We start from the raw sequence: 21676 nt of genomic DNA on the forward strand, positions 1-21676 counted from the left end.
ATGTTCAGACCGTTATCGATCTTTATCGGCACGCGCTATACCCGCGCCAAGCGCCGCAATCGTTTTGTTTCGTTCATCTCGATGACCTCGATGATCGGCCTCGCCCTGGGTGTGCTGGCGATGATCGTGGTGCTCTCGGTGATGAACGGTTTCCAGCGTGAAATGAGCTCGCGCATCCTCGGCATGGTGCCCCACGCGACCATCGTCGGCGTCAACCCGATCGATGATTGGCAGCCGGTGGCCGCCGCCGCGATGAAAAATCCCGAAGTGACCGCCGCAGTGCCGTTCACCGAAATGGAGGGCATGCTGTCTTATAAGGGTTCGATGCAGCCGATCCAGATCAGCGGCGTCGACCCGGCTCAGGAAGGCAAGGTCTCGATCGTCGCCCGGCACATCGTCCAGGGTCGCCTGGATGCGTTGAAACCCGGTGAGTTCGGGGTGGTGTTGGGTGAAATTACCGCGCGGCGCTTCCGCTTGAATGTCGGCGACAAACTGACCCTGATCGTCCCGGAAATCAGCTCGGCCCCCGGCGGCATCACGCCGCGCATGCAGCGGCTGAATGTGGTCGGGGTATTCAAGGTCGGTGCCGAACTGGACGGTTCGATGGCGCTGATTCACCTCGCCGATGCCGCGCAAATGCAGCATTGGCAGCCGAATCAGGTACAAAGCGTGCGGCTGGCGGTGAAGGATCTGTATGCCGCGCCGAAGGTGTCGAGCGACATCGCCAGCGGTCTGGGCGCCGATTACAAGGCCGATGACTGGACCCATACCCAGGGCAGCCTGTTCAGCGCGATGAAGATGGAAAAGACCATGATCGGTCTGCTGTTGCTGATGATCGTTGCCGTGGCGGCTTTCAACATCATCGCCACCTTGATCATGGTGGTGAACGACAAGGGCGCGGACATCGCGATCCTGCGTACCATCGGCGCGACACCCGGGCAGATCATGGCGATCTTCATGGTTCAGGGCACGGTAATCGGGATCGTCGGCACGTTGATCGGCGGGATCCTCGGGGTGATCGCGGCGCTGAATGTCAGCGAGCTGGTGGGTTGGCTGGAACGGGTCAGCGGCCAGCACATCTTCAGTTCCGATGTGTACTTCGTCAGCAACCTGCCGTCCGAGCTGCAAGGCGTGGATGTGGCGCTGATCTGCAGCGCGGGTTTTGTCCTGAGCTTCCTGGCTACCGTCTACCCGGCCTGGCGCGCATCGAAAATCCAGCCGGCGGATGCGTTGAGGTATTCGTAAGTAGATAAACCGGTCAGTTAAGACGTTACGCGAACAGTGCTGGACCTCAAGCTCCTTAACTGACCGGCATCAATCTACCTTCGGCAACTCAATCACAAACCGCGTCCACCCATGCTCCGACTCACAGCGAATCTGCCCACCATGGGCGCGGATGATCGACTGGGTAATCGCCAGCCCCAGCCCCGCATGTTCGCTGCTGCCTTCACGGCGAGCCGGATCGGCTCGATAGAAACGATCGAACAGCCGCGGTAACAACGCTTGGGAAATTCCGTCCCCGCTGTTCTCGATGCTCAGGCTCAGGCCTTGCGCGGCCTCGACAATCCGCACGCTCACTTGACCTTGCGCCGGGGTAAATCGCAGGGCGTTGTCCAGCAGATTGGAAAGGGCGCGCCGCAGCATGCTGCGGTCCCCGGCGAAACTCGCGCTGCCAACACGGCTCAGGTTGACCTGGGCGTCCTCTGCCAGCGGGGCGAAAAATTCCAGCAGCAGATCGACCTCATCCGCCAGCTGCAACGGCTCGCGTTTGGGGCTTAGCAAGCCGTGATCGGCCTTGGCCAGGTAGAGCATGTCGTTGACCAGTTGTGCCATCCATTGAAGCTCTTCGAGATTGCTGTGCAGCGCTTCGCGATAGTCCTCCAGCGTCCGAGGACGGGTGAGGGTGACCTGGGTGTGGGTCAGCAGGTTCGACAGCGGCGTGCGCAGTTCATGGGCGATGTCGGCGGAAAATGCCGAAAGCCGCTGGAACGAATCGTCCAGCCGCCCGAGCATGGCGTTGAAGGCATGGGCCAGTTCGGCCAGTTCGTCCGGCATCTGGTCCTCGGGCAGGCGTTTGGTCAGTGAGCTGGCGGACACACTGGCGGCGACCTCGCTCATGCGCCGCAACGGACGCAAGCCGCTGCGTGCCGCCCAGGCGCCGAGCAGTGCAGTGGCCAGCGCCGACAAGCCGACCGTCAACCAGATCAAGTGCTGCATGCGTTGCAGGAAGTGTTGGTGGTGAGTGATATCGAGTATCAGGGTCAGCCGTGGCGAGCCCGGTTTGTCCGGCTCCAGCGCGACGCTGTAGACCCGATAAGCCGTACCGTCGCTTTGTAGGCTGTGCAGGCCGGGCACGGATGGCAAGTCGACGGGCAGGGCGCTGGAACTGCTGAACCAGACGCTGCCATCCGCAGCGCTGACGCGCAGCGACAGGTCCGGTTGATGATTCAATTCATCCAGCAGCCGGGCTTTGCGCTCGGCGAACCGGGCCGGGTCATCGGTGCCTTGCAAGGCGCTGCGCAGGGCAATCAGTTTGCCGTCGAGCAGTTGCTGGTCGAGCTCGATGAAATGCCCTTCACTGGCGCGACTGAACAGCACTCCGGCCAGCAACGAAACCACCGCGGTGCAGGCGGCAAACAACAGGGCCAGGCGACTGCTCAAAGAAAGCCGGCGCATCAGGCCGGGCGCTCTTCGAGCACGTAGCCCATGCCGCGCACGGTATGAATCAGTTTGTTCGGAAAGTCATCGTCGATCTTCAGGCGCAGGCGGCGAATCGCCACTTCGATGACGTTGGTGTCGCTGTCGAAATTCATGTCCCAGACCTGCGAAGCGATCAGCGACTTGGGCAGCACCTCGCCCTGACGGCGCAGGAGCATCTCCAGCAAGGCGAACTCCTTGGCGGTCAGGTCGATGCGCTGGCCACCGCGTTCGACCCGACGGCGGATCAGGTCCAGGCGCAAATCAGCCAATTGCAGGCTGGTGTCCTGGGTTGTGCCACTGCCGCGGCGCAACAGGCTGCGCACGCGGGCCAGCAGTTCGGAGAAAGCGAAGGGTTTGACCAGATAGTCGTCGGCCCCCAGTTCAAGGCCATGCACCCGGTCCTCTACGGCGTCGCGGGCGGTCAGAAACAGCACCGGCATGTCCAGGCCGGCGCTGCGCACGGCTTGCAGAATCTGCCAGCCGTCGCGACCGGGCAGCATCACGTCGAGGATCAACAGCGCGTAATCGCCGGTCAGCGCCAGGTGCTGGCCGGTGGTGCCATCGGCCACCAGTTCGGCGTTAAACCCGGCTTCACTCAGCCCCTGGCGCAGGTACTGCCCGGTTTTCGGTTGGTCTTCGACGATCAGCAGTTTCATGGGCGACTCATGGCAAACGGACGGGAGCTTTATACCGTGGGTGGCTGCGACTTGGCGCAACCTGACAAAGTTGTAATCTAGCAGTCAGCTGACTGGCAGCGGCGCGACGTTAGAGTTTCCCACAGGCTGAACCTCTTATTGTTGGAGTGTGACTATGTTTTTGCGAAATCGACTGGTGCTTGCCGGTTGCCTGCTGGTTTTGAGCTTCCCGGTGTGGGCGTCGCCAGCGCAGACCTACAGCTTCGGCGCGCCCGCGCCGGCGGCGAAAGCCACGCGTACGGTCGAGGTGGTGATGAGCGAGATGTCGTTCGACCCTCAGTCGCTGGAGATCAAGGCCGGTGAAACGGTGCGTTTTGTGCTGATCAACAAAGGCCAACTGCTGCATGAGTTCAACCTGGGCGATGCGACGATGCATGCCAGGCACCAGCAGGAAATGCTGCAGATGCAGCAGAGCGGCATGTTGACCCCGACAGCGATGAAGAAACCCTCCGGATCCATGGATCACGCGGCGATGGGCCATGGTGCAATGGCCGGCATGCAGCATGGGCCGAGCATGCAGCATGATGACCCCAACAGTGTGCTGGTGGAGCCGGGTAAAACCGCTGAATTGACCTGGACCTTCAGCAAGGCCGGCCACCTGGAGTTCGCCTGCAACATCCCCGGCCACTATCAGGCGGGCATGGTCGGCAAGCTCAGCGTCAGCCAGTAAGCGCCTGGCACTCAAAGGCGGGAGCAAAGGCTGGTAGACTTGTCGGGTTTATTTAGTCAGGTTCCCGCCATGCATCCCGCAGCCGAACATTCGCCGCTGGGCAAGTCCAGTGAATACATTTCTACCTACACCCCGTCTCTGCTGTTTCCGATCCCGCGCGCGGCGAAATGGGCCGAGCTGGGCTTGAGCGCCGAAACCCTGCCGTACAAGGGCGTGGACTTCTGGAACTGCTTCGAGCTGTCCTGGTTGCTGCCGTCCGGCAAGCCGGTGGTGGCCATCGGCGAATTCAGCATTCCCGCGGATTCGCCGAACATCATTGAGTCGAAGTCCTTCAAGCTGTACCTCAACTCATTGAACCAGACCCCGTTCGCCGATCGTCAAAGCCTGGAAGCGACCTTGCAGGAAGACCTGTCAGCTGCGGCCGGCAAGCCGGTGGGCGTGCGGATTCGCAGCCTGAGCGAGGTCCAGGCCGAAGGTGTGGCCGGGTTGCCGGGTGTCTGCATCGACGAGCTGGATGTCAGTGTCAGCGATTATCAGCAGCCGCGTCCGGAACTGCTGCGCTGCGACGAGTCGCGAGTGATCGAGGAGAGTGTGCATAGTCATCTGCTCAAATCCAATTGCCCGGTGACCGGCCAACCGGATTGGGGCAGCGTTGCCGTGGACTATCGCGGCGCCGCGCTGGATCATGCCAGCCTGTTGGCTTATCTGGTGAGCTTCCGTCAGCACGCGGACTTCCATGAGCAGTGCGTGGAGCGGATCTTTCTCGACCTGCAGCGTCTGCTGAAACCGGAGAAACTCACGGTGTATGCGCGTTATGTGCGTCGGGGTGGTCTGGATATCAACCCGTATCGCAGCACCGAGGCGGTGGAATTGCCTAACCTCAGGTTGGTTCGGCAGTAAGGCCTGAAAAGTGTGTTGATGCTAAAAGATCGCAGCCTTCGGCAGCTCCTACGCCGACCGTGTACACACGCAAATCCCGTAGGAGCTGCCGCAGGCTGCGATCTTTTGATCTTGTCTTCAGAAACACTTTGTATCCGGGCTGCTTAGATTCCCATGTTGCCAAGCGCTATCACGATATTGCGCAAGGTGCCGGCAATCGCCGGATGGTCGACTTCGAAGCGTTCTACGGCGAGGTTGACGCCATCGGCCAGGCTGGTGTCCTGGGTTTTTCTCTCGATTTCGATTTCGAGTTCGATCTGTTGCATCAGCAATTGCAGATCGGCGCGTTCAGCTTCCGAAAGCGGTGGGTTCTGCTCCAATTGCTCGCGCAGGGTATCGAGTTGTTTTTGCAGGTCGCGGGCAGGCATGGCGTTCTCCCTTTATTGATAGGCACAGGGATGGACCGCTACGGCAGACCAAAGATTCATCCCCTGACCTTAGAGTAATCCACTCCACCGCCAAGTGCATGATCTCGATCAAATCAAGGCTTTTCGCCCTTGAGCCGCCGCTGACTGATATCTGCCAGGCAGGTGCCAAGTTCGCCCAGGTGATCGATCACTGAATGCACCCCGAGGCCGAACAGCTGCAGCGTTGCCTTGCCGCGTTTGTGCTCGCGCGCTTGCTGGCTCAATGCCTGCCATTCGCTGGGCGCGAGCCCGCACAACGAACCGCAGGAGGCCAGGCCAATAGTCCACAGCCCGGCATTGAGGCCCGCCTGCAGCAGGCGCGGTTCGCCGCTGACCAGTACGCAGCCATCCAGGCGATCGACATTCAGCGCCATCAGCGCCTGCCAGCAGGCATTCGGCGCGGGCCATTGGCGGCTGGTTGCGACGTTGTGGGTGGGTTTGATCCAGTCCGGCAGCGATGCTGCGAGGGTATGGCTGACCCCTTGCGGCAGCTCATCCAGCCAAGCGCAGGGGACGCCTTTGTGTTGCAAGCTGTGTAGGATGTCCAGCGCGCCCGGCGTCACATTGGCGGGCTCGTGGGGCGGTTGGTCGGGGCTGTGCTGGCGCGTTCGGGCGCCGAAATCGACCAGGCAGCCACTGAGGCCGAAAAGCACGGCGGTCAGGGCTGGAGCGGCTACGGGTACGGCTTCGGCGTGCGGCATATCAGCATCCCTGAAATAGCAACGTAGCCTAGCCGTCGCTGATGACGGTTGAGTGACAGCGGTGTGAATGGGGTGGGGCGCAACCGCGACTGTTCCCGGACGTCGCGCGCAAGGCTGCGTAATAGAACGGATTCGTCTTATACTAGCGCGCTTACCGTCAGGGCCTGGCCCTCGCGACAGAACAAACCAAGGAGTTTCTGCTATGCGCTGGAGCAATCGCCTGGCTCATTTATGTGTGTGTGCCGGCGCCATGCTGGTTCCGTTCGTTGCTCAGGCAGCCACGGAAGAAGATCCTTGGGAAAGTATCAATCGGCCGATTTTCCGCTTCAACGACATGCTCGATACCTATGCCCTGAAACCCCTGGCGCAGGGCTATCAGGCAATCACGCCGCAGTTCCTTGAAGACGGCGTCCACAACATGTTCCGTAACGTCGGTGACGTCGGCAACCTGGCCAACGACGTGTTGCAGGTCAAGCCCCACGCCGCCGGCGTCGATACCGCTCGCCTGGTGTTCAACACCACCTTCGGCCTGCTCGGTTTCTTCGACGTCGGGACCAAAATGGGCCTGCAACGCAACGACGAAGACTTCGGCCAGACCCTCGGCTACTGGGGCATGGGCAGCGGTCCCTATGTAATGCTGCCATTTCTTGGCCCAAGTACCCTGCGCGATGCACCTTCCAAGTACGTGGACAGCTTCACCGAACCCTACCGTTACATCAATCACATCCCGACGCGGAATGTGGGGTATGGCCTGGATATCATCGATACCCGCGCCAGCCTGTTGTCGAGCGAGAAGCTGATCAGCGGCGACAAGTACGTGTTCATCCGCAACGCCTACCTGCAAAACCGCGAATTCAAGGTCAAGGACGGTCAGGTCGAAGACGACTTTTAAACCTGACCCGCAATCAAGGAAGGCGGCCAATGGGCCGCCTTCTGCGTTTCCGTCCGGGATCAATTCATGGTCAGGATTGTAAGCCCAAGTTTCTGGCCATCCTTGACCCAGACCACCTCGGTCTCGGCTTCCAGTCCCGCGAGGGCCGCATGCTCGGATTCGATGCGCACGCTGAGCCTGTCGCCTACCCTGAATGAACGCTGCGCCTGCACTTGCATGCCACTGCTGGAAAGGTCCACGCAGACTGCGGGAACCACTTGGCCGGCATGGATCAGGGTGATTTCGGCATCCACTCGCATGCGGATGAAGTCACGCTTTTCACTGTAGTCACGATCGTTTTGACCCATGGGCTCTATCCTTCGATTCCGTTACGGTTTTGTCTGTTCTTATAACTCCCGGTCATTTGCGATGTAAAGACCTCAGGCGACCATCGCCATGAGCTTGAAACGCCCCGCGGATGGGAGTACCGTCTGCGCCTTAGAAGGGCACCTCTGATAACGCGCGAACAGGGCACCAAGCTCCAAAAGGCTGCGACTCAGAGAGGCTAGAAAGCGAATCCAGTAGCGTGAGCCCGGCCCAAGCCTCGCCCACCTACGCCAACCTAATTCTGGCGCCGTTTGCCCACATGCAGAAAACCAGTGCCACACTGCTGATAATCGACGACGACGAAGTAGTGCGCGCAAGCCTTGCGGCCTATTTGGAAGACAGCGGATTCAGTGTCCTTCAGGCCAGCAATGGCCAGCAGGGTCTCAAGGTATTCGAGCAAGCAAAGCCTGATCTGGTGATCTGCGATCTGCGCATGCCACAGATGGGCGGGCTCGAGCTGATACGTCAGGTGACCGACCTGGCTCCGCAAACACCGGTGATCGTTGTTTCCGGCGCGGGCGTCATGAACGACGCTGTCGAGGCCCTGCGTCTTGGCGCTGCGGACTACCTGATCAAGCCCCTCGAAGACCTCGCCGTGCTCGAGCACTCTGTGCGCCGGGCCCTGGATCGCGCGCGTCTGCTGCTGGAGAACCAGCGCTACCGCGAGAAGCTGGAAACCGCCAACCGCGAGCTCGAAGCCAGCCTGAACCTGTTGCAGGAAGACCAGAACGCCGGGCGCCAGGTGCAGATGAACATGCTGCCGGTCAGCCCCTGGACGATCAACGAGTTCCAGTTCGCGCACCAGATCATCCCGTCTTTGTACCTTTCCGGTGATTTCGTCGACTACTTTCGGGTCGATGAACGTCGGGTGGCGTTCTATCTGGCAGACGTTTCCGGCCATGGTGCGTCATCGGCATTCGTCACCGTGCTGTTGAAATTCATGACCACACGGTTGTTGTTCGAGTCCAAGCGCAACGGCACTTTGCCGGAATTCAAGCCTTCGGAAGTCCTCGGCCATATCAACCGGGGCCTGATCAGCTGTAAGCTTGGCAAACATGTCACGATGGTCGGTGGAGTCATCGACGAGGAGACGGGTTTGTTGACCTATAGCATTGGCGGTCACCTGCCATTGCCTGTGTTATACACCCCAACCAGTGTCCGTTATCTGGAAGGGCGTGGTCTGCCGGTGGGCTTGTTCAATGAAGCCACCTACGAGGATCATGTGATGGAATTGCCGCCGGTATTCAGTTTGACGCTGATGTCTGATGGCATTCTGGACCTTTTGCCCGAACAGACACTCAAAGAGAAAGAGGCCGCCTTACCTGAACGGGTAAGATCGGCGGGCGGCAGCCTGGATGGTCTGCGGCAGGTATTTGGATTGGCCACGCTAGGGGAGATGCCGGATGATATCGCCCTGTTGGTGTTGAGCAGGAATCTTTAATGAGTACTGGAAGAATCCAGTTCGCCGAGCAGGATGGCACTTTCGTCCTGAAATTCATCGGTGAAGTGCGCCTGACCCTGTGTTCGGCGTTGGATGCGACTATCGAGAAAATCTTCACCTCGCTGAATTTTACAGCGATCGTGATCGATCTGACCGAAACCCGCAGCATAGACAGCACGACCTTGGGGCTGCTGGCCAAACTGTCGATCCTTTCGCGGCAGAAGATCGGCCTGTTGCCGACGGTTGTCACTACCCACGAAGACATCACCCGGCTCCTGCAGTCGATGGGCTTCGATCAGGTGTTCAACATCGTCGATCGCCCGATCCCGTGCCCGGAATGCCTGACCGACCTGCCATCCCAGGACCAGTCGGAAGAAGTGGTGCGGATCAAGGTGCTCGAAGCGCACAAGATCCTCATGGGTCTGAACGACTCCAACCGCGAAGCCTTCCACGACCTGGTGAACGCCCTGGAGCGACACTGATCGTACCCGGACACAGCGCATAAAAAAGGGCGAACCCGCGAGGGTTCGCCCTTTTTGCATGGGCCTGACGCTGATCAGAGCTTGGCTTGCAGCAGCGCTTCGAGTTTTTCCTGGTCGCGGGCGAACTGACGAATACCTTCAGCCAGCTTCTCGGTGGCCATGGCATCCTCGTTGGACGCCCAGCGGAACTGGCTCTCGGTCAGACTCTGACGGGGTTCACCGGCATTGCCTGGAACCAGCTTGCGCTCAAGCTTGCCAGTGTCCGCGGCAAGTTTCTCCAATAGCTCCGGACTGATCGTCAGGCGATCACAGCCGGCCAACTGCTCGATCTGGTTCAGGTTGCGGAAACTGGCACCCATGACCACAGTCTTGAAGTCATTGGCCTTGTAGTAGTTGTAGATGCGAGTGACCGACTGCACGCCCGGATCATCCGCGCCTGCGTAGTCGTTACCGCTGCTCTTCTTGTACCAGTCGTAGATCCGGCCCACGAACGGCGAAATCAGGAACACCCCGGCATCGGCACAGGCAACCGCCTGGGCGAAAGAGAACAGCAGGGTCAGGTTGGTCTGAATACCCTCGCGCTCGAGTTTCTCGGCAGCGCGGATACCTTCCCAGGTGGACGCGACCTTGATCAGTACGCGTTCACGGCCAATACCGGCCTGGTCATACAACTCGATCAGACGGTGCGCGCGCTTCAATACCGCGTCAGTGTCGAACGACAGGCGCGCATCCACTTCAGTGGAAATACGCCCCGGAATCACCTTCAGAATCTCTTGCCCGACCGCCACGCCAAAGCGATCGCTGGCCAGACCGACATCGCCCTTGCAGTCGCTGATACAGGCGTTCAGCAACTCGGCATAACCTGGAATGGCCGCGGCCTTGAGCAGCAGCGAAGGATTGGTGGTGGCATCCACCGGCTTGACCCGAGCGATAGCTTCAAAATCGCCAGTATCGGCAACAACGGTGGTGAACTGCTTGAGTTGATCCAGCTTGGAAGTCATAAGCGTGCTCTATCCTGTGGGTCTGTTGACATTACCCGAGCGCTGACAGCCACTCAAGGGTACGAATGCGTATCGATGGCTCCAGCGGCAACTACCTGAAAACAGGCGTTTGAAAGGCGGGGCGCGGTATCGGTAAATTCGATGCCGAAATGCGTCACAGGTTCAAACAAAGTGATGGTTAGCGACCTTTGAGGAGATATCAGTCAAGTCAGGCGACGCATGCCCGCTGTCTTGGCCGCCTTGCTGTCGAAGGTGACGATGTACTCGCATCCTGCCGCGTTGGCGCTGCGCTCAATCAGGCAATCTGCGAAATCAGCGTTGGCTTGTGAGTAGCTACGTAGCGCCTGCCAGACTGTTTCGGTGTTTTCCACCGTCAACTCGCGAGTTCGCAAAAGGGTTTCGAGAACCACAATGATCTCGCTTTTAGCACTCTCGTAGCAGGATTGGAGCACCCAGACCAACTCGACTATTGAGACCATTGTGATGAAGCCCGGTGAGGCTATCGTCAATGACTCAATCAACTCGGACGCTTTGGCTGATTGCTTCGGGTCATCCTGGGCGACATACCTGACCAGTACGTTGGTATCCAGACCTATCATTTGGCTTTGGATCCTTGAGCTGCGATGGCCTGGTTCATGTCTTCGATGCTTACGGCCTTAGCGGGCTTGCGAATGAGTCCTTTGAGATCCCGGGCCGAATGAGTCGCTGCCATGATGGCGAATTTGCCATCGCCTATGGCTACAAATTCGATGCGATCCCCAGTGTCGAGGCCAAGAGAGGCCCGAACCTGTGCCGGAATGGTGATTTGTCCTTTCGAGGTCAGTGTGGCGGTTGCCATGGCGGTTACTCCGTTAGCTCGTTTTTCCTTACTTTATGGTAAGGAATATGGGAAATCAACGTTCAACGGGAGCATCACGATGGGCGGCAAAATAACGAAACGAAGCCTGAAACCCCGTTTCGATAAGGACGTTTCAAGTGAGAAGCACCGGCGACGTGCTTAGGGCGCTGGATTGGGAGCAGCTCAGTGGGGCGGATTCAAGCGTGTGTCGAGCGCGAACGCCTCTTGCCGCACGACCTCATACAAGCCTTCGGCCAAATCCGGATTCATCACAATGTTCCAGCTGTGTCGAGAGACCGCCGATGGGGTCAGGATAAAGGAGTGCTGCGCCAATAGCTCATCGCCGAATTGCTGCTGGCCAAGGCTGGGTGTGCCCGGTACCAGCCAGTTCGGGTTGGGGACATCGTCTGGAGTAATACGGTGCACCCGGGACAGATCGAGAATTCGCGCGCCAGTCAGGACATGGCGAACGCTGTCGAGGGCGCGGAAGCCTTTATGGACAGCAACCTCGAGGATAGCCGTAGAGGGGTCGGCAGAACTGTACACCGCTTTGACTCCCTTCGAGTTCCAGCGACCGCCGCCCAATTCTGCGCCGATGCCACTGAACCATGTCGCGGCATGCTCTTTACGGTCAAGACGCCAGAGGCAGAGTTCCGTACTACCAGGCGCCAGCACCATCAGGAATAGACCCCATAGTCCATACGGGTCAGGAAGTCATCCACCAGTTCAAAGCCCACCTGGGTGGTCAGCAAATCTATTGGGGCACGGCCTTCCAGGCCCAGCGCAGGCGTCACCATCCAGTTCGCCGCTTCCTGGAGATCGCCAAATACGCCCTCAGCCTTACTCAACACCTTGGCCAGGCGCCAAGCGCTGCTGCTCTGCTCGGACGTGAGCGGCTCAGGATTCTTGATGCGCCGCTGCACGGTGCGATCAGAAAGCCCGATGATTTTGCCGAAGACCTGTTTGTCTTTGAAGCTTGCGACGGACTGAACGAAGCTGATCACCGCGTCTGAAGGAAAGCCTCTTTCAATCAGCTCATGAACCTCGAAAGCACTTCGGGCGTGCGGTGGCCGGCTGCCAAACAGCAACTGCAAGGGCTTGGTCGGATCTTGGGACTGGTAGTGATGTGTTTCGCCCTGGACTGCCATATCGGGCCACCTCGCTCGCGCCATATGGCGAAATCATAGTGCCAGATGGCGAGACATGCGAGTCTTTGCAGGTGCTAGCGCCCCTCAAGCAACTCCGCCGCCTGATCCAGCAACGCCAAAGGCTCTTTAGCCTTGTGAATATCCACCGACAACAACTGCCGAAACTTGCGTGCCCCCGGAAACCCGGTGCCCAGCCCCAGCACATGCCGGGTGATATGGTGCATCGCCCCGCCAGTCGCCAGATGCTCGGCAATATAAGGCCGCAACCGCGCCAACGCCTCGGCCCGGGTAATCACCGGCGCGGTACTGCCGAACAATTGCTGATCCACCTCAGCCATCACATAAGGATTGTGATACGCCTCACGCCCCAGCATCACCCCGTCAAAACGCTGCAAATGCTCGTGACACTCCGCCAGCGTCTTGATCCCGCCGTTAAGAATAATCTCCAGCTCCGGGAAATCCGCCTTCAACCGCGCCGCAACGTCATATTGCAGCGGCGGAATGTCCCGGTTCTCCTTCGGCGACAACCCCTCCAGAATCGCAATCCGTGCATGCACGGTAAAACTGGTACACCCGGCATCCCGAACCGTCCCGACGAAATCGCACAACTCCTCGTAACTGTCCCGCCCATTAATCCCGATCCGATGCTTCACCGTCACCGGAATCGACACCGCATCGCGCATCGCCTTCACACAATCCGCCACCAGCGCAGGGTGCGCCATCAGGCACGCACCGATCATATTGTTCTGCACCCGGTCGCTTGGGCAGCCGACGTTGAGGTTGACCTCGTCGTAGCCGTGCTCCTGGGCCATGCGAGCGCAAGCGGCCAGATCAGCAGGGACGCTGCCGCCGAGTTGCAGGGCGAGCGGGTGCTCGGCTTCGTTGTGGCGCAGGAAACGGTCGTGGTCGCCATTGAGCAGGGCGCCGGTGGTGACCATCTCGGTGTAGAGCAGGGCGTGTTTGGAGAGCAGACGGAGGAAGAACCGGCAGTGGCGGTCGGTCCAGTCCATCATCGGCGCAACGGAGAAGCGGCGGGAGAGGGCTGGGCTGGTGATTGGAACGAGATCTAGGGGCATTGGGGCGTCTGTTGGATTGCGGTTTTAGCTTGGCCCAGTGGTGAAAAGCGGGCTTGGCTATGGAAATGACAGGTGGTCAAAGTTGTGAGTTTAACAGGATTGGAGAGCAGGGACTGAGCGGGGGATAGGCTGCGACTGGAATTCGCCATCTGTTTCCATTTTAACCGTCGGCCATTTGATCATGGCTGGCCAATGTCAAGTTTGTTATCAATGCGATAGATGTGGCCTGGCAAAAAAGCTAGCCCTTGCCTAACCTTTTGAGGGGCAGAACCTGAAGAAACGATTATGGCACGTGCACATCGTAACTAACGCCCTCACGCCGATGAGCATGAATATAGGAGTGTTTCGGAAAACGGAATTAATTTCATGAGAAAAATTGATTGGCGGCTGAGTGCGTTGCAAATAGGTTCTATGTTATTTGCAATTGTACTAACCATCGTCCTGGTTGCGCTCTATCATCATTTGGCAGAAGATTATTATATGCCACTGTCTGAGTATTTGGGATCGATAAAGCTGGTGGCTCCGCCACTGCTTGTGCTGATTTCTTCCTGTCTATTGACATTTTTGCTGGGTGAAAAGCTGTCAGATGCACCTAGGCTTGCAATTAAATACCTAAAGGATTTTTTTCTTCAAAGTACAAGGGTGATGATTTGTTTTATACTAAGTGCTTTATTGTTGAGTGTAATGTTGCTGTATCGAATGGGCAGTACCGCGCCTCCGCACTATGAAAATCTTGTGGCAATGTTGTTGGGAGGGGAGCAGGGTCGACAACAGTTTATTTCAAAGTAGATTCACTCTATTTCAGAAAGAAATGGTGTTGGATTCCGGCGCGTGTAAGGATTTGTTGGCGATTCCTAAATTCAAGGAAATGCTTCATGGTACCTGGTAGGAGAAAGATGATGGATCTATTTCAGGCTAACCCCCAAACGGTTTGTCTTTAAATAAACCCGTTTATTTTTTGATTTTTATTAAAGATGTTGAGTGGTTTTTCATGGTGTGTCTTCATTTGTGGAAAATTATATCAACCCCGTACTAGGGTAATTAGCTCCTGGCGTTGATCACGTATATTGCTAAGGTTCTTCTCGACCATGACGTATGCCCAAATCAGTTGTTTGCTAACGTCCCAGTTAGCAGGACGAACGATTTGGGCCACCCGTTAGGCTTCTGAGATAGATGCTGGACGGTTCTCTATGACTTTAATCCCCGCGGCAATGAGTCTCTCAAAAGGACTATGTAGGTCGAAAGTCCATCCGGACGGCATTCGATCTCGCATTGTTTTATTTATTGTGTTGGCTTCTTCTTTGGTTATAAGGACGATTCGAAGGTTGGAATGGAGTAAAGAGGCAACGTCATCTATGGTTTTTTTTTGTTTAAACATTTCGAGGCAATGATCTCTAAGGTGGACTCTTGGCACAACGTGCTCTCGATAGGTGCCGCCACTCCCCGAATGGCCATGTATTACATAAACATCATTTATGTAAGGGTGATCAAAGTATCGAGTGTCCATGCCTGAACTTTCTTCCCAATGATCAAATATCATTTCGGCTAAGCGTCTGAACCGCCTTTTTTTGATTTGCTCAGGGGTGAATTTCATGTGATGGCCTCACGGATTTCGGTCAATCTATAAATATACAACACTGGTGCATAACTCCCTTGGCAGGTTGAGGGTGTGCAGTAATCCGCGATCAGTGCGCTTCGACGACGGTTACATGGGCCCAAACCCTAGATCGAGACTTGATGTTGGAGACCTCAACCTGAGTTACATCGTCCACCTTCACTACTGAATTTACGCCAATTACCCCTTTGCTGGTCGTCATCAGCGAGCGAGACTTGTCCGCAGAAGGGAAAAGGGGGACACGCATTTTTCCATGTCCCCATCTTTCCCTCTCTATCAGAGGACGAAGTCCGAAGCCGCCAGGTTGGTAACTCCGACGAGCTGAATGGCGAACTCGGCGGTGCTGTCCGCATCCGTGTTGCCGTAGAGCACGCCGCTCGCAACCTTCAACTGTCCAGCCGCAGAAAAGGCGGTTGTACTGCCGATGATTGCATTGAAGGCGTCATTGGCGGTCGTGGCCGTGTTGGCATCCAGCGTCGACAGGTCAATCTTGTCGCTGCCGCGCATTAAGTCGTTGATGACGTCCCAGGTGGTGCTGGTCAGTCCTGTGTCGTTGAGGGCATTGAAGTCGAAGATATCGTTGCCGGCGCCACCAGTCAGGACATCCTTGCCTGCACCGCCGGACAGTATGTCGTTGCCGATTCCGCCGTCGAGCACGTTGGCAGCAGCGTTGCCGGTCAGCGTGTTAGCCAGGCTGTTGCCGGTGCCGTTGATCGCCGTGGCGCCGGACAGGGTGAGCTTCTCCTGATAGATGCCCAGGGTGCGGCTGACGCTGGCGATGACAGTGTCGATGCCGCCGCTGCTGGAGGTTTCGCTGACCACATCGCTGGCATGGTCGACGTAGTAGGTGTCATTGCCCAGGCCGCCGATCAGCGTGTCGATGCCGGTGCCGCCATTCAATGTGTCGTTTCCGGCGGCGCCATTGAGCGTATTGGCCGCGCTGTTGCCGGTGAGGGTGTTGTTGAGGCTGTTGCCAGTGCCATTGATAGCAGCGGTGCCCATCAAGGCCAGATTCTCGAGGTTGGCGCCCAGGGTGTAGGTCACCGAGGACTGAACAGTATCAATTTCAGTGCTCAGGGTGCTGGTTTCGCTAATGGTGTCGCCACCGTCAGTCACGTAGGTGTCGTTACCCAGGCCGCCGATCAGCGTGTCGATGCCAGTGCCGCCGTTCAACGTATCGTTTCCAGCGCCGCCATTGAGCGTATCGTTTCCAGCCGCGCCATTTAGCGTGTTGTTCGCGCTGTTGCCGGTGAGAGTATTGTTGAGGCTGTTGCCGGTGCCATTGATGGCCCCGGTGCCGGTCAAGGTGAGGTTCTCGAGGTTTGCGCCAAGTGTGTAGGTGGCGAGACTGCTGTAGACACTATCGGTGCCACCAGTGCTGGCAGTGGCATTGGTCTCGCTAATGATGTCGCCGCTATTGTCGACGTAGTACAGGTCGGAACCGTCGCCGCCAGTCATTCTGTCGGCGCCCGCGCCGCCATTGAGCGTGTCGTTGCCGCTGCCGCCGTTCAGGTGGTCATTGCTGCTGGCGCCGGTGAGGGTGTCGTTGCCGGCGCCGGCATCGATGATCACGCTGCCAGTGCCCGACCAGACCAAGGTGTTGGCCAGGCCGTCACCCGTGAGACCGGTGAGTTTGTTGCCTTTCGCATCAAAGCGCTGCGTATGGATCCCGGAAGGCAGGCCATTCTGTGCATAGGACTCCCAGGCAATCAGATAACCACCATCGCCGAGGGCGGTGATGTCTCCAATCTCTTGACGACCTGCGGTGGTGGTGTTTACCCGGGTTTCGCCGCCGACTTTGACGCCGCTGGCGTTGTAGCGTTGGGTAAAGATGCCGCTGTCGTCACCACTGCCATTGCCGTTCCAGGCTATCAGGTAGCCGCCGTCACTCATGGCTAGAGTGCGTGGCTCTTCCTGCATGCCTGTGGTGGTCGTGTTGACGCGGTTTTGGCCGCCGACGGCCACTCCCTTGGCATTGAAGAGTTGGGCATAGATATCACCGGGAGCTTCAGTGTCATCGTCGTTATCATGATCTTGCGGGTATGACTGCCAGCTCACTACATAGCCGCCATTAGTCAGGGCGGTAATGGCGGTGTCACCCTGAAGGTCAGTCGTTGTGGTGTTGATCCGGGTTTCGCCGCCGACCTTGACGCCGCTGGCGTTATAGCGCTGGGCAAAAATGCCGTAGTCATCGCCGCTACCGCTGCCTTCCCATACGGCCATATAGCCGCCATCTGCCAGTCCCGCTAATTGGGGGGCATCTTGCGAGCCAACTGTGGTGGTATTGATACGGGTTTCGCCGCCGACTTTGACGCCGCTGGCATTGTAGCGTTGCAGATAGGCGCCCCAATCGTTGCCATCCTGGTTCAATGAGGCCCAGCCCACCAGATAACCACCATCTTTCAGGGCGGTGAAGGTGGGTGAATCCTGGTCGTAAGATGGGTTGCTGTTGACTTGCTGCTCGCTCCCCACCTTGGCGCCGTTGGCATTAAAAAGTTGGGTGAAGATCTCGTGGTTATCATCATTCTGTGTATCGGATTTCCACGCCACTACATAGCCGCCGTTTGCGAGGGCGGTGACTACGGCATCTTCCTGCACGCCAGCAGTTGAAGTATTGATCTGGGTTTGTCCGCCGACCCTGACGCCGCTGGCGTTATAGCGTTGGGCGAAGATAAAGTCCGTGTCGGAAGATGCCAGGTCGTTCCAGGTCAACACATAGCCGCCATCGGTCATACCGGTAACGGACGGCTGCTCTGGGAAGCTATTAATGCTGGAGTTAATTCGGCTTTCGCCGTAAATGAGGGTGGGCATAGCAAAGTCCATATGCAAGAAGCAGGGGGGCGAGCTTGTATCTCCTAAATGGTGCCTTAACTCATGGAACAAGCGCAATGAATCGGCCCTGCTTTGTCAGGAACAACTGAATTGCCGATTCTCGCCGGCCCAGGCACGACTGTCAGCATCGCCTGCTCGAGTGGATGGTGTTCGGTCTGCAGAACTCCGGAGGATGTGCTCTGAAAATCTGAACCCCGGAGGTGCACTGCGGGGTTTGTGTCTCACACTGCTGCAGTGACGGTGGGGCGTCCTGGTTTGCGCAGGGGGTCAAGTCGCGAACCGTTGTAGCGGGTTTCGCGAAACAAACGCCAGCGGCCGAACAGCCCGTACACATGCGCGACCCGGCCCTGCTCCTGATAACCCATGCGGATATGTAGTTTGAGGGCAGGAATGTTATGTGTTTCACAAACGTCCACCACCTTTGTGCAGCCCTGCGCCTGCATGGCCTTCCACAGGGCGATCTGGCCATCGACTGAAAGACGTGTGCCGAAATAGGGTCGGATCATCTCGCCGCCGAATTCGAAGAACTCCCCGGGCTTCACCGGGAACCAGCAGCGGTAATAGTGGCGATCATGGTAGTCACGGTTGCTACCCCAGATGAAGCCGATAGCACTCCCTTCCTCGTCCAGGGACATAAGCCCCGTATAACCTTCGGCGGCCAGTTCGCGCATTGTTTCAACCCGGTCGCCAAAGTGCTTGGCGAACGCATCGACATTTTGTGTATCGATGGTTACCACCCGTACGGGAGAGTACGGTCTGAGCTTGTGTGGCGGCACCGGACTGTCCAGGTCGCGCTCCATCCACAGTAGCTCCCAGTGGAAGAATACATAACGCTCCCACACCGTCTTGAACGTGCGGCGCAGACCTTTTTGTTTGATTCGTTTTTGTAGCTGCTGCAGTGCACTCATAAAACCTCCCGGTGGATTTGGGCTCTGGGAACTGCTGGTGACGAATGGATGCACAATGGACAAGCGGCGACTTCCCAACAGGGTAGCGTGTCCGAGCAATGAATAGGCTGCAGCCGGTGCGACTTGGGATGTCGAGCCAGCAAGGGTGAGACGCTTCCAGTGGTTATAGATCAGCAAAGGCAGCTCGCATCAAAAGGCCACTAACAGCTTTGTATCAAAATTATTCGGGATTGGCCTTTCAAGAAGCGAAGCAGTACTAAATGCGAAATATTCAGTCGGCAGGACGCCGGAGGCAGGCCTGACTACCGAGTACGCCGACAGCGACTTAATCGAGTCGGTCAAATCCCGTAGCTTGCTCCTTGCCGCAGTAATTCACTCTGGTTCCCAGGCGCTTCAGCTGAGTTTGGGCCAGGACCGATGATGTCCCTTGGTGAATTCAGCCGCGCACCAGGTAGGCCCCGAACGGAACCCGATGTTGCAGCTTCTTGCACTTGCCGGGGGCGGGTTGATGCCCCGGCGGGCGATCAGGAAACCAGATTCGGCATTTGCCCGGAGGCGGCCAATGGCCGCGGGGAATCTCCACCTCGTCGAACGCGGGTTCTGGCTCGGAGGACGTCACTTGAAACTCTCCTTCGGGACGTGGACTGCCACCCCTCGGCGATTCCGATACCCGCTCTGCCTCTGTGCGAGCGAAGGTGCCAGCGTGGCGCTCAGTGTCCGGAGCGGATTGCTCAGCAGCGGCAATTTCTGCTTCGCGGAGCCTATTGGCTTCCTTTTCCAGACCCTCCTGCACTGCAACACGATCCTTTTTGTCGTTGGGTGGGGTACTCGAAGCCTGGGCCTGCTGCGCTGCCTGGATCAATTGGATGTTGCGGTTGCGTAACGCGACGTTGCGACCAACCCGCATGTTGGAGCGGTTTGCCAGCGCTTCAGCCTGCTGGTACTGCCCCTGCTGAAGACGCAACACGCCGAGGTAGTGCAGCGTCGCGGGATTGTTCGGCTGAATATGCAGCGCGCGCTCCAGCGTGGCAGCGGCTTGGTCCAACTGGCCATCTTCATACTGCTGCGAAGCGGTTTCCATCAGGGTGATTGATGCGTTGTTGCTTCTTCGTTCGGCAGCAACCGAGCAAAGCGACGCGGCTGCGCAGAACGCCAGGATGAGACCCGACAGAAAACTCTTGGTTGGCATCAGGGGGCGGACTCGGCTGATCTTTGACGGCACTGTCGTAAAACAGGCCTCCAGCGCTGCTCGGCTGGGGTTGGTTCACTGTCCCGTCATCACCGATGCAGGGCCTTTATTGACCTGGCCAGTACCCTGAAGTTCCCGCTGCAACGACCACTGCAACGATGGTCGGCGCAGCAACCGAGAAACAGGCAGAAACAGCCCCGATCACGCCAGCTGACCGTCTCCCCGACTCGGATCCCCACACCTGCACCGCCCTATTTCGCCACCACCACACCCGGGGGCTGCCACGTCCCGCTACCAGGCGGCAAGATCGACGGTGGCGTGTCTTTAGGCCAGTACAAGCGCATCACCAGATAGATAGTGGCATTCGGCGCAGGCAACCAGTTGGCTTCCTTTGCCTTGCCGGGGGAGTCTTTCTGGATGTAGAGGGTCAGCGATCCGTCCTTGTTTTTCTTCATGCCGGGTAGCATCGGTGAGTTGATGAGGTAGCGATTGATCGGGTTCTTGATCAATAGCTGGTTCGTGCGGTCATACATGGTCACCGACCAGAAGGCATTCACCGGCGGCAGTTGCCCGGCGGGGAAGGTGATGGTGTAGTTGTGCTTGCTGGCGTCGAGTATTTCGCCCGTCGCATCCACGCGGGCAAAGGGGTACACGGCTTCCACGGCATCGTTGCCGAAGAGACCGCCCTTGGCCGCGCCGGCACGCTTGAGCCAGTCGCCATTGAAGAAAGCGCGGTCGCCAAACATTGAGCCGACGCTCCAGCCGTTGATATTTTTCATCCCGCTGGACAGCCACTGCTCCACTTTATCATCGGCTTCCTTCATGCCCAGCAGGACCGCAGCCTTGTGTTCCGCCGAGAGATCCTTGAACTCAAAGGTCTTGCCCGGCCCGATGCCGATCGTCGCGAGTCTGGCCCGGACCTCCTTGTCTTCCGGCGTCTGTGGGACGAACTGCAGGGCGGCGTTCAGGTACTCGTAGAAGTTCGCCTTGATCCCCGGGGTGCTGGCCGCAAGGAAATCGATGGTCGGTGCGGCCGGTGGCGCGGGTTGTTTGAGGTAGGCGGAAAGGGGTTGCGCTTTGTATCCCGCCTGCACCTTCTCCACGTTTGGCATGTCTTTGGGATTAAAGAGCTGGGTCCGGATGACAGTGAGCGAGAAGGGGGTCGTCGAGGTAAACACCTTCTTGATCCCGGTGGGCGTCTGGCCTGTCCAGTCGGGGCCGACCACCAGATAATCGCCTGGCCCGCTTCCCGTGGCGCGGCTGCCGATGTAGCCATAGTTGTAGGTGTTGCCGTCGATCAACTGCACCGAGTAGTAGCGCTGCTTTGGCACTGCCGGCACCGAGATCACCATCGGCTCGGCGCGCAGATCGAGCCAGAGCATCGAGTAAGGCGTATCACTGTTCGGCGTCACGACCGCGGTGTCTTCATAGGTCGCAACGTGGTGCTGGTTGTTGATCTGGTTGAAGGGCGCTTTGTACTGACTGGACTTGGTGTCCACGGCGAATTCATACATCACCGCGTAGTTCATCACGATGGGAAGGCCGTAGATGAAGGCTTCCTCGGCAATGGCCTTGGTCTCGGTGATGCTCGGCGCGGCGATACCCTGGGCCACGTCTTTCTTTTCGGCCTGGGAAACGGGGTCTTCCTTCTTGTCGCAGCCCGCAATCAGGGTCGACGCAACAGCAAGGATAGCGACCCATTTGATGCAGGCTGAATAGTCAGGTTTCATCGTTGCGCCGCTCCTGTGTTCATTGTCATCTGTGCGCCAGGCGTCC

The 21676-nt window shown here is 58.0% G+C and carries 23 protein-coding genes; 7 read left to right on the forward strand and 16 right to left on the reverse strand.

Translation table 11 applies throughout. The features are described 5' to 3' along the window. Entirely contained in the window at nt 1-1245 is a 1245-nt protein-coding gene (locus tag AC3IUA_RS10290; protein WP_489360569.1) for a lipoprotein-releasing ABC transporter permease subunit, read from the forward strand. 69 nt (nt 1246-1314) lie between these two features. Here the strand turns inward: AC3IUA_RS10290 and AC3IUA_RS10295 are convergent, their stop codons facing one another. Beyond that, nucleotides 1315-2676 carry a heavy metal sensor histidine kinase gene (locus AC3IUA_RS10295; protein ID WP_489360571.1) on the reverse strand — a complete coding sequence of 454 codons (1362 nt, stop codon included), beginning with the start codon at nt 2674-2676 and terminating at the stop codon, nt 1315-1317. Next, nucleotides 2676-3356, reverse strand: a complete 681-nt coding sequence (locus AC3IUA_RS10300; RefSeq protein WP_489360573.1) for a heavy metal response regulator transcription factor — start codon at nt 3354-3356, stop codon at nt 2676-2678. Before AC3IUA_RS10300 ends, AC3IUA_RS10295 begins: the two co-directional genes overlap by 1 nt. A 154-nt stretch (nt 3357-3510) precedes the next feature. Here AC3IUA_RS10300 and copI point away from each other — a divergent pair, with 154 nt between their 5' ends. Together copI and queF are read left to right on the forward strand one after the other, a co-directional pair. Further along, nucleotides 3511-4065: a copper-resistant cuproprotein CopI gene (copI, locus tag AC3IUA_RS10305; protein WP_489360575.1), complete on the forward strand. Its 555-nt coding sequence runs from the start codon at nt 3511-3513 to the stop codon at nt 4063-4065. Nucleotides 4066-4134: 69 nt separating this feature from the next. Continuing rightward, complete coding sequence (gene queF / locus AC3IUA_RS10310) at nt 4135-4965, forward strand: NADPH-dependent 7-cyano-7-deazaguanine reductase QueF (RefSeq protein WP_489360577.1); 831 nt, start codon at nt 4135-4137, stop codon at nt 4963-4965. 143 nt (nt 4966-5108) lie between these two features. On the opposite strand, the gene AC3IUA_RS10315 is transcribed toward queF, so the two are convergent. Next, nucleotides 5109-5372, reverse strand: a complete 264-nt coding sequence (locus AC3IUA_RS10315; protein ID WP_150644238.1) for a DUF4404 family protein — start codon at nt 5370-5372, stop codon at nt 5109-5111. A 113-nt stretch (nt 5373-5485) separates the two neighbouring features. After that, nucleotides 5486-6112 carry an HAD superfamily inactivated hydrolase PcrP gene (pcrP, locus tag AC3IUA_RS10320; protein ID WP_489360579.1) on the reverse strand — a complete coding sequence of 209 codons (627 nt, stop codon included), beginning with the start codon at nt 6110-6112 and terminating at the stop codon, nt 5486-5488. Between the two features lie 202 nt (nt 6113-6314). On the opposite strand from pcrP, the gene AC3IUA_RS10325 reads away from it, so the two are divergent. After that, the gene (locus AC3IUA_RS10325; RefSeq protein ID WP_489360581.1) at nt 6315-7004 is read left to right on the forward strand and encodes an MlaA family lipoprotein; all 690 of its coding nucleotides are present in this window, start codon (nt 6315-6317) and stop codon (nt 7002-7004) included. Nucleotides 7005-7063: 59 nt separating this feature from the next. Here the strand turns inward: AC3IUA_RS10325 and AC3IUA_RS10330 are convergent, their stop codons facing one another. Next, nucleotides 7064-7351 carry a PilZ domain-containing protein gene (locus AC3IUA_RS10330; protein WP_489360583.1) on the reverse strand — a complete coding sequence of 96 codons (288 nt, stop codon included), beginning with the start codon at nt 7349-7351 and terminating at the stop codon, nt 7064-7066. Nucleotides 7352-7629: 278 nt separating this feature from the next. Here AC3IUA_RS10330 and rssB point away from each other — a divergent pair, with 278 nt between their 5' ends. Together rssB and rssC are read left to right on the forward strand one after the other, a co-directional pair. Next, a complete protein-coding gene (gene rssB / locus AC3IUA_RS10335; protein WP_489362304.1) occupies nt 7630-8811 on the forward strand; it encodes a two-component system response regulator RssB in 1182 nt (393 codons plus the stop codon). Further along, nucleotides 8811-9293, forward strand: a complete 483-nt coding sequence (gene rssC, locus AC3IUA_RS10340) for an anti-sigma factor antagonist RssC (RefSeq protein ID WP_489360584.1) — start codon at nt 8811-8813, stop codon at nt 9291-9293. The genes rssB and rssC overlap by 1 nt, the downstream gene beginning before the upstream one ends. Before the next feature lie 74 nt (nt 9294-9367). Here rssC and tal read toward each other — a convergent pair whose 3' ends face one another. From tal to dusA, 6 genes are all read right to left on the reverse strand, one after another. Next, on the reverse strand, nt 9368-10294 hold the full coding sequence (tal, locus tag AC3IUA_RS10345) for a transaldolase (protein ID WP_489360586.1): 927 nt from the start codon (nt 10292-10294) through the stop codon (nt 9368-9370). A gap of 203 nt (nt 10295-10497) precedes the next feature. Then, entirely contained in the window at nt 10498-10893 is a 396-nt protein-coding gene (locus tag AC3IUA_RS10350) for a type II toxin-antitoxin system VapC family toxin (protein WP_489360588.1), read from the reverse strand. Next, nucleotides 10890-11132, reverse strand: a complete 243-nt coding sequence (locus tag AC3IUA_RS10355; RefSeq protein WP_489360590.1) for an AbrB/MazE/SpoVT family DNA-binding domain-containing protein — start codon at nt 11130-11132, stop codon at nt 10890-10892. Before AC3IUA_RS10355 ends, AC3IUA_RS10350 begins: the two co-directional genes overlap by 4 nt. 183 nt (nt 11133-11315) lie before the next feature. Further along, complete coding sequence (locus AC3IUA_RS10360) at nt 11316-11810, reverse strand: RES family NAD+ phosphorylase (RefSeq protein WP_489360592.1); 495 nt, start codon at nt 11808-11810, stop codon at nt 11316-11318. After that, nucleotides 11810-12280: an Xre family toxin-antitoxin system antitoxin gene (locus AC3IUA_RS10365; protein WP_489360594.1), complete on the reverse strand. Its 471-nt coding sequence runs from the start codon at nt 12278-12280 to the stop codon at nt 11810-11812. The genes AC3IUA_RS10360 and AC3IUA_RS10365 overlap by 1 nt, the downstream gene beginning before the upstream one ends. 74 nt (nt 12281-12354) lie before the next feature. Further along, nucleotides 12355-13356, reverse strand: a complete 1002-nt coding sequence (dusA, locus tag AC3IUA_RS10370) for a tRNA dihydrouridine(20/20a) synthase DusA (RefSeq protein ID WP_489360596.1) — start codon at nt 13354-13356, stop codon at nt 12355-12357. Nucleotides 13357-13722: 366 nt separating this feature from the next. Here dusA and AC3IUA_RS10375 point away from each other — a divergent pair, with 366 nt between their 5' ends. Continuing rightward, on the forward strand, nt 13723-14145 hold the full coding sequence (locus tag AC3IUA_RS10375) for a hypothetical protein (protein WP_489360598.1): 423 nt from the start codon (nt 13723-13725) through the stop codon (nt 14143-14145). Between the two features lie 367 nt (nt 14146-14512). Here the strand turns inward: AC3IUA_RS10375 and AC3IUA_RS10380 are convergent, their stop codons facing one another. The 5 genes from AC3IUA_RS10380 to AC3IUA_RS10400 all read right to left on the reverse strand — a co-directional run bounded on the left by AC3IUA_RS10380 (nt 14513) and on the right by AC3IUA_RS10400 (nt 21630). After that, nucleotides 14513-14950 (reverse strand): hypothetical protein, encoded by a 438-nt coding sequence (locus AC3IUA_RS10380; protein WP_489360600.1) that lies wholly within the window; start codon nt 14948-14950, stop codon nt 14513-14515. 297 nt (nt 14951-15247) lie between these two features. Next, on the reverse strand, nt 15248-17782 hold the full coding sequence (locus AC3IUA_RS10385; protein WP_489360602.1) for a hypothetical protein: 2535 nt from the start codon (nt 17780-17782) through the stop codon (nt 15248-15250). A gap of 242 nt (nt 17783-18024) precedes the next feature. Continuing rightward, nucleotides 18025-18711: a GNAT family N-acetyltransferase gene (locus tag AC3IUA_RS10390; protein WP_489360604.1), complete on the reverse strand. Its 687-nt coding sequence runs from the start codon at nt 18709-18711 to the stop codon at nt 18025-18027. Nucleotides 18712-19147: 436 nt separating this feature from the next. Further along, a complete protein-coding gene (locus AC3IUA_RS10395; RefSeq protein ID WP_489360606.1) occupies nt 19148-19900 on the reverse strand; it encodes a tetratricopeptide repeat protein in 753 nt (250 codons plus the stop codon). Between the two features lie 251 nt (nt 19901-20151). Then, the gene (locus AC3IUA_RS10400; protein WP_489360608.1) at nt 20152-21630 is read right to left on the reverse strand and encodes a DUF1254 domain-containing protein; all 1479 of its coding nucleotides are present in this window, start codon (nt 21628-21630) and stop codon (nt 20152-20154) included. Nucleotides 21631-21676: the final 46 nt, after the last annotated feature.

The organism is Pseudomonas sp. KH_050, from assembly GCF_057838875.1.

Excerpts from the sequence above, each read along its gene's own strand:
- AC3IUA_RS10375 (WP_489360598.1), top strand. The coding sequence starts at position 13,723 with ATGAGAAAAATTGATTGGCGGCTGAGTGCGTTGCAAATAGGTTCTATG.
- AC3IUA_RS10400 (WP_489360608.1), bottom strand. The coding sequence starts at position 21,630 with ATGAAACCTGACTATTCAGCCTGCATCAAATGGGTCGCTATCCTTGCT.
- rssC (WP_489360584.1), top strand. The coding sequence starts at position 8,811 with ATGAGTACTGGAAGAATCCAGTTCGCCGAGCAGGATGGCACTTTCGTC.
- AC3IUA_RS10355 (WP_489360590.1), bottom strand. The coding sequence starts at position 11,132 with ATGGCAACCGCCACACTGACCTCGAAAGGACAAATCACCATTCCGGCA.
- dusA (WP_489360596.1), bottom strand. The coding sequence starts at position 13,356 with ATGCCCCTAGATCTCGTTCCAATCACCAGCCCAGCCCTCTCCCGCCGC.
- AC3IUA_RS10365 (WP_489360594.1), bottom strand. The coding sequence starts at position 12,280 with ATGGCAGTCCAGGGCGAAACACATCACTACCAGTCCCAAGATCCGACC.
- AC3IUA_RS10390 (WP_489360604.1), bottom strand. The coding sequence starts at position 18,711 with ATGAGTGCACTGCAGCAGCTACAAAAACGAATCAAACAAAAAGGTCTG.
- AC3IUA_RS10315 (WP_150644238.1), bottom strand. The coding sequence starts at position 5,372 with ATGCCTGCCCGCGACCTGCAAAAACAACTCGATACCCTGCGCGAGCAA.
- rssB (WP_489362304.1), top strand. The coding sequence starts at position 7,630 with ATGCAGAAAACCAGTGCCACACTGCTGATAATCGACGACGACGAAGTA.
- tal (WP_489360586.1), bottom strand. The coding sequence starts at position 10,294 with ATGACTTCCAAGCTGGATCAACTCAAGCAGTTCACCACCGTTGTTGCC.
- AC3IUA_RS10395 (WP_489360606.1), bottom strand. The coding sequence starts at position 19,900 with ATGCCAACCAAGAGTTTTCTGTCGGGTCTCATCCTGGCGTTCTGCGCA.
- AC3IUA_RS10290 (WP_489360569.1), top strand. The coding sequence starts at position 1 with ATGTTCAGACCGTTATCGATCTTTATCGGCACGCGCTATACCCGCGCC.
- AC3IUA_RS10360 (WP_489360592.1), bottom strand. The coding sequence starts at position 11,810 with ATGGTGCTGGCGCCTGGTAGTACGGAACTCTGCCTCTGGCGTCTTGAC.
- AC3IUA_RS10330 (WP_489360583.1), bottom strand. The coding sequence starts at position 7,351 with ATGGGTCAAAACGATCGTGACTACAGTGAAAAGCGTGACTTCATCCGC.
- AC3IUA_RS10385 (WP_489360602.1), bottom strand. The coding sequence starts at position 17,782 with ATGCCCACCCTCATTTACGGCGAAAGCCGAATTAACTCCAGCATTAAT.
- AC3IUA_RS10295 (WP_489360571.1), bottom strand. The coding sequence starts at position 2,676 with ATGCGCCGGCTTTCTTTGAGCAGTCGCCTGGCCCTGTTGTTTGCCGCC.
- AC3IUA_RS10325 (WP_489360581.1), top strand. The coding sequence starts at position 6,315 with ATGCGCTGGAGCAATCGCCTGGCTCATTTATGTGTGTGTGCCGGCGCC.
- queF (WP_489360577.1), top strand. The coding sequence starts at position 4,135 with ATGCATCCCGCAGCCGAACATTCGCCGCTGGGCAAGTCCAGTGAATAC.
- pcrP (WP_489360579.1), bottom strand. The coding sequence starts at position 6,112 with ATGCCGCACGCCGAAGCCGTACCCGTAGCCGCTCCAGCCCTGACCGCC.
- AC3IUA_RS10380 (WP_489360600.1), bottom strand. The coding sequence starts at position 14,950 with ATGAAATTCACCCCTGAGCAAATCAAAAAAAGGCGGTTCAGACGCTTA.
- AC3IUA_RS10300 (WP_489360573.1), bottom strand. The coding sequence starts at position 3,356 with ATGAAACTGCTGATCGTCGAAGACCAACCGAAAACCGGGCAGTACCTG.
- AC3IUA_RS10350 (WP_489360588.1), bottom strand. The coding sequence starts at position 10,893 with ATGATAGGTCTGGATACCAACGTACTGGTCAGGTATGTCGCCCAGGAT.
- copI (WP_489360575.1), top strand. The coding sequence starts at position 3,511 with ATGTTTTTGCGAAATCGACTGGTGCTTGCCGGTTGCCTGCTGGTTTTG.